The 4,636-nt window shown below is 36.1% G+C and carries 5 protein-coding genes; 3 read left to right on the forward strand and 2 right to left on the reverse strand.

The annotated features are described in order from the left end of the window. Positions 1-18 precede the first annotated feature (18 nt). Positions 19-1,224: an NAD(P)/FAD-dependent oxidoreductase gene (locus tag QWT87_RS20820; protein ID WP_302718627.1), complete on the reverse strand. Its 1,206-nt coding sequence runs from the start codon at positions 1,222-1,224 to the stop codon at positions 19-21. Positions 1,225-1,335: 111 nt separating this feature from the next. On the opposite strand from QWT87_RS20820, the gene QWT87_RS20825 reads away from it, so the two are divergent. Then, a complete protein-coding gene (locus tag QWT87_RS20825) occupies positions 1,336-1,716 on the forward strand; it encodes a SpoIIAA family protein (RefSeq protein WP_302718629.1) in 381 nt (126 codons plus the stop codon). Positions 1,717-1,891: 175 nt separating this feature from the next. Continuing rightward, positions 1,892-2,236 carry a mannan-binding lectin gene (locus QWT87_RS20830; protein ID WP_302718631.1) on the forward strand — a complete coding sequence of 115 codons (345 nt, stop codon included), beginning with the start codon at positions 1,892-1,894 and terminating at the stop codon, positions 2,234-2,236. Between the two features lie 51 nt (positions 2,237-2,287). Here QWT87_RS20830 and QWT87_RS20835 read toward each other — a convergent pair whose 3' ends face one another. Next, positions 2,288-3,490: an MFS transporter gene (locus QWT87_RS20835; RefSeq protein WP_302718633.1), complete on the reverse strand. Its 1,203-nt coding sequence runs from the start codon at positions 3,488-3,490 to the stop codon at positions 2,288-2,290. A 160-nt stretch (positions 3,491-3,650) separates the two neighbouring features. Between QWT87_RS20835 and QWT87_RS20840 the strand changes: the two genes are divergently transcribed. Next, complete coding sequence (locus tag QWT87_RS20840) at positions 3,651-4,514, forward strand: AraC family transcriptional regulator (protein WP_302718635.1); 864 nt, start codon at positions 3,651-3,653, stop codon at positions 4,512-4,514. Positions 4,515-4,636: the final 122 nt, after the last annotated feature.

The raw sequence follows: 4,636 nt of genomic DNA on the forward strand, positions 1-4,636 counted from the left end.
TGCAAAAAACTTCAGAAATCATCTCCCAAATTTAAAATACTTCGAAAGCAGATGCTTTTTACCTTTCATGAATCGAGAAACCATTTCCATTCCCGTCACGGAAAACGTAATTCCGTTTCCTCCGAAACCCATTATAAAATAAGAGTTTTTAAAATCCTTATGTTCCCCGATATAAGGCAGCCCATCCTTAGTTTCGCCAAAAGTTCCTGCCCAGACAAAATCTGTGTAGAAATGATAATCGGGTTTTATTTTCTTCAACGTTTTTAAAATCTCCTTTTCTTTCTTATTTAAAAGAGAATCCCGTTTTTCAGCATCATAAAAATCTTCATCGCCGCCTCCGATCAGCATTCTTCCGTCATCCGTTGTCCGCATATACATATAAGGCTCATCGGTATTCCAGACCAGCGTATTGGTGATATTTTTAAATTTTTTTGAATCAATTTCCGAAACAATGGCGTAAGTACTTTTTAAATTCACAAAATGTTCTTTGATAAGACTTTTACTTTCATAGCCGATGCAGTAAATGATTTTTTTAGCCCTGATCTGAAAACCGGAATCCACTGTAATTAAATTATATCCTTTAAAATACTCAACATCTGTCATTTCCGTTTTGTCAAAAATTTGCAGACCCTTTTTTACATTTAGTTTAAATAATTCATGTGCAAACTTAAAAGCATCAATACTTGCTCCCTGTTCAGATAGAATTCCGCCATATGTATTTTCAAATCCGAATTGTTTTGAAACCTCATCACTTTCAAGCCATTTTACTTTAAAACCTGCGTCTTTTCTTGCGTTAAATTCTTTCTTCAGCCATGCAACATCCTTTTTCTTGGAAGCATAATACAGAGATTTTTTTCTTTTAAATCCTGAATCCGACTTAATTTCACCGGCTAACTTTTCAAGCTTATCAATAGAATCCGAACATGCCTTATAACTTGCTACAGCTCCTTTTTTTCCTATTTTTTCAATAAGTTCGAAAAGAGGAACATCTATTTCATACTGAAGCATGGAAGTAGTTGCTGAAGTACTTCCGTTACAGAGTTCGCGTTTATCAATAAGGATTGTTTTATATCCTTCAGACATCATTTGGTGAGCTGCTAAACTTCCTGTAATGCCGCCTCCGATAATCAGGACATCACATTCTTCATTGGATTTTAAAGAAGGATAAGAAGAAATCAATCCGTTTTTCAAAAGCCAGAAAGGTTCGTTAGATTTAAGATCCATATTACTGTTTTTATCTGTATAAACAATAATTAAGCCTTTTATTCATCTTAAATTAATATTGGTTTAATATTTGTTTTCACCGTTTAATCAAACCACATTAAAAATAATAATATGATAACAATTATTCCAGAGGCTCCGGAAAATGTTGCAGCATTCAACGCAACAGGAGAAGTGACGAAAGAGGATTTTGAGAATCTTGTTTTGCCAAGGGTAAAAGCAAAGATTGAGCAATTTGGAGAACTGAATTATTTGATGTATCTTGACACAGATCTGGATAATTTTACAGCCGGTGCATGGTTAGAAGATGCACTTTTAGGACTAAAAAATCTAACAAAATGGAACAGGGCTGCAATTCTAACGGATAATCAGCATGTACAGAATTTCACTGAAATCTTCAGCGTACTGATGCCGGGAGAATTCAAATCCTTCCCGAAAGGAAACCTTTACAATGCAATGTACTGGTGCAAAAACGGGAATGAAGTAGAAGCGTAATCTGCTTATTATAAAAACAACGGAGGACTGTCTTTTTTAAGGCAGTCTTTTTTATTGATCTGAAAATTAAACTGTAAGTATAAATACTTAATTATCAATTTGGTACATTCTACGTAAAATATTTCTCATTGATGTGACTACATTTGTAATGTTAAACAAACAAAAAACTAAAATCATGTCAACATTCAAAATCAACATCATTGCGGGACCACTTTGGAGCAATGACGAAGCACAAAAATTAGGCGGACGAATTGCAGCCGCACATTTAGGAAAATTTACAGGACAATGGTCTACCATTGTGGAAGGACAGATGAGCGTTATCGAAGTTGAGCTGAATACTCAGCCTACAGGAGACTCAGAGTATACCTTAGATGTTTTGGCAGGCCCTATCTGGAGCAACGAAGATGCTAAAGAAGTTTGTCCTGCAATCTGCGCGTCTTACGGAGGAACATGGAACGGACAATGGACTACTGTTGTAGAAGGCAAAATGAGCGTTTGCGGATGCACATTTAAATTCTAAAAACTACAAATTATGAAAATCGGCAGTTTCCGGAGGAAACTGCCGATTCTTTTATTGATCGCAGGAAACACATTCTGCTATAATTTCTTTTTCTTCCGTTTTTTGTGAACTGTATAACTGTTTGTATCTGAATGCAATCATCAATCCGATACACGTCATTCCCACACCCACCAACGAAGGATAGTTAAAAGAATAACCGTTTTCCAGCGGTATTCCTCCCAAAAACGCTCCCAAAGCATTCGCACAGTTAAATCCGGCCTGCATAAAAGCGGCTGCCATCATCTCGCTTTTAGGAGCAGCCTTCATCATCATAATATTAATGGGTGCAGCAACCGACATCGACAGGGCACCGCAAACAAAGGTGAGGACTAAGGATATAGTTTGATATTCTGAAAGAAAAAATACGCCCACTAAAGAACTCATCATTAAAAAAAGTAATAAAACACAGGTTTTCTCGGGGCTTAATCGGTCAGACAAATATCCGCCGACTAAATTTCCTACAACCATTCCGGCTCCTGCAAGAATCATCACATATGCCATCTGATTTTCTTTAATCCCCGAAACAATGGTCATCAAAGGCGTAATGTAGCTAAACCATGTAAATAATCCTCCAAAACCAATCGCAGTAATCATTAAAACCATCCATGACTGCTTTTTCTTCAAAAATTTCATTTCTTCCATGAAGTGAGTATTTTCATTGGTTTCAAGCATAGGCAGCCAGAGTTTTAAAAATAATAAGGCAAATAACCCGATCACAGCAACAATGGCGAAATACCATCTCCAGTGAAATGCATGACCGATATACGTTACCAGCGGAACCATCGCGAGATTCGCAACCGTAAGTCCTGTAAACATAAGCGAAATATAGAACGCTTCTTTACCTTTTGCGGTTAATCGGGTGGCAACCACGGTTCCCACTCCAAAAAATGCTCCATGCGGGAGTCCGGAAAGGAAACGGATGATCATCATCGTGTTATAATCCGGAGCAATTGCCGATAATGCATTAAACAGGGTAAAAATCATCATCAGAACAATCAAAACCTTTTTTGGTGGAAATTTTACAGAATATCCAATTAAAATCGGAGCTCCTACAACCACTCCGAAAGCATAAGCAGAGATGAGATGTCCCGCTTCCGGAATGCTGATCTGCAGACTTTTCGCCATGTCGGGAAGCAGTCCCATAATAGTAAATTCGGTGGTTCCGATTCCCAGACCGCCTATTGCCAACGGTATTATTCTTTTATCTATCTTCATTTTAAAATCCTTTTAACGATCCTGAATAATTTATTGTTTCTTTTAAAGTGCAAAAATCGATAGAAATAATCATTTATACTTTAACGGAGATGACTCATTTTTGCTCTGTATTAACTTTTTTAATTAATTTTGAATTAAATATTAATCAAAAGAGAACATAATGAAAATTCAGAAAGAAAATATTGAATTTGAAGATGGAAAATCTTTTAAGCTGTTTTCACCATCCCTTAAAAACTGTTTCTTCTGGCATTATCATCCTGAAATAGAGCTGGTTTACGTAGAAGCTTCCAACGGAATCCGTCACGTCGGTAAAAATATTTCAGACTTCAAAGACAGCGATCTATTGCTCATCGGTTCCAATGTTCCTCATCTTAATTTTGATTATAAAATTCAGACCGAATGCAGACAGATGGTTTTGCAGATGCGCGAAAATTTTCTTCAGGAATACATTATGCCTGTTCCGGAATTTGAAAACATTAAAAACCTGCTGGAACGTTCTTATCTGGGATTGTCTTTCTCAGGACAAACCAAAAAAAAAGTCGTTGAAAAGCTACACCAGATAAAAAACGAAAATTCTTTTCATGCTTTTGTCGGGCTGATCGAGATTTTACAGATTCTTGCAGACTCCGAAGAAGTAAAAGAGCTGAACTGCGAAGATACCCGCATCAAGTGGTTTTTAAATGATAAAATCCGGATGGGAACTATTTACGATTATATCAACGAAAACTACGACAAGAATCCCAACGTCAATATTATCGCAGAAAACGTGAATCTAAGCACACCGGCATTTTGCCGTTACTTCAAAAAACAGACGAATATGACGTTTACAGATTTTGTAAACAATTACAGGATCAATCAGGCGAAATTATTGTTGCTCCAAAACCACTGCGTTACAGAAGTCTGTTTTCAGGTAGGTTTTGAAAGCCTTTCATATTTCAATAAATTATTTAAAAAATATATCGGAGAAACACCTTCCGCCTTTAAGAAAAAACATTTAAGCGGTGTGGAAAACAGTGCAGTTTAAAACAAGTTTGTTTAAATTCATTTTAAATTTAACCGCAAAAGATACAAAAGACTTTATTGGATTTATTTAAATTTAAAGTATTTCAGAAGTCAGCAAAGAGAAAAAATATTTGATTTTTTTTT

Source organism: Chryseobacterium urinae (genome assembly GCF_030518295.1).
Lineage (GTDB): Bacteria > Bacteroidota > Bacteroidia > Flavobacteriales > Weeksellaceae > Chryseobacterium > Chryseobacterium mucoviscidosis.